Annotated in this window: 2 protein-coding genes; one reads left to right on the top strand and one right to left on the bottom strand. The window is 60.5% G+C overall.

The genetic code is table 11. From position 1 onward, the window contains the following. The coding region (locus BST28_RS22905) for a helix-turn-helix domain-containing protein (protein ID WP_234808398.1) at positions 1-796 on the top strand (796 nt) is incomplete at its 5' end. Positions 797-938: 142 nt separating this feature from the next. Here the strand turns inward: BST28_RS22905 and BST28_RS22900 are convergent. Continuing rightward, positions 939-1,335: integrase core domain-containing protein (locus BST28_RS22900; protein WP_234808397.1), on the bottom strand; the 397-nt coding region annotated here is incomplete at its 5' end.

Raw genomic sequence — 1,335 nt, 5'->3', positions numbered from 1 at the left:
GAAGATCATCCTCGGGAAGGTGCGCCCTTTCCTACGCCACCTCACCGAGGCTCATCCACAGGTTCTGATCATTGCTCAGATCGTCGAGCTGCTCACCTATCTACCGTTGATCACCACGGCGATCAATGCACAATTCCGTCCAAACGACCAAGGTCTCACCGTCGGGCTCTGGGGGCACACAGGCGATCGGGCCTTGGACTGCTTAGCAGTCACATATACCGGCTCGGCGTTGTTACGACTGCTGGACATGCTCGTCAGTGACGCGCTGACCGTCACGCTCCACTTGAGTTGGTCAGCGCCGGTCTCCCTGAACAAACTCGCGGCAGAGATGGTACTAGCCGGGCGCCTGTTCTTTGACGCACCGATGTCCTACCTTCATGTTCCCGTCAACGCGCTCAATGAAGTGTGCCGGTTCTCCGATCCCCTTGCGTATCGACTCGCCGTCGCCGAGCTGAGGCGGACCCTCGACGAGCAGAGCGGAGCCACGTCCTTCTCCAAGAAGGTGAGACGGTTGTTGGACGAGGATCCCGGACAGCGAAGTTGCCAGCGGGTCGCAGACGAACTCTCGGTATCCACCAGCACACTCAAACGGCGCCTCTCCGAGGAGGGGACCACCTTTCGCGAGTTGCGCCAGTCATTCCTGCGCGAGCGCGCGATGATGCAGCTACTCGACCGCTCAATGTCGGTGAGTGAGATCGCCACGGATCTCGGATATAGCAACCTCGCCAACTTCTCACACGCCTTCAAGCGATGGACCGGCCGCGCTCCGCGCGAGTTCCGGCTCTCACCACATTGAGCTGTCCCAGCGAGTCCTGAGCTTCCCGAGCTTGGCAGCGTCTTTCTGTAGCGTCGCCTCCCTCCGGTTTCGGCTGCTGCATCAGAAGCGGATGAGTCCTCGGATGTTGCGGCTGAGGGGGACCCGTTTGGTGGTCCAGTCGCTATGCGACTTTCGGTTGGTGGGTCGTGGCCCACTGTAGGGCAAACTCGGCTGGGGTGAGTTCGCCGTGTGCGGTATGGGGCCGGTTGGCGTTGTAGTCGCGGCGCCAGTCCTCGATGATCACTTGAGCCTCCAGCAGGGAGTCGAAGCGCCATGAGTTGAGCAGTTCGTCACGGAGCCTGCCGTTGAACGACTCAATGAAGGCGTTCTGCCACGGTGAGCCGGGATCGATGAAAAGCGAACCGGCACTGTTGAATCGACACCAATCAGCCACAGCGTGGGCCACGAATTCCGGTCCATTGTCGAAGCGCACATAGTGCGGAGGAATTGTCAAATCCTGTGGATCGGTGAGTTTCAGGCGACCTCCGTTCCGGCGGGTTGGGCCTCGGTCGGTGCTG

The organism is Mycolicibacter kumamotonensis (genome assembly GCF_002086285.1).
GTDB classification, from domain to species: domain Bacteria; phylum Actinomycetota; class Actinomycetes; order Mycobacteriales; family Mycobacteriaceae; genus Mycobacterium; species Mycobacterium kumamotonense.
This window is presented reverse-complemented; position numbering and strand designations above follow the sequence as displayed.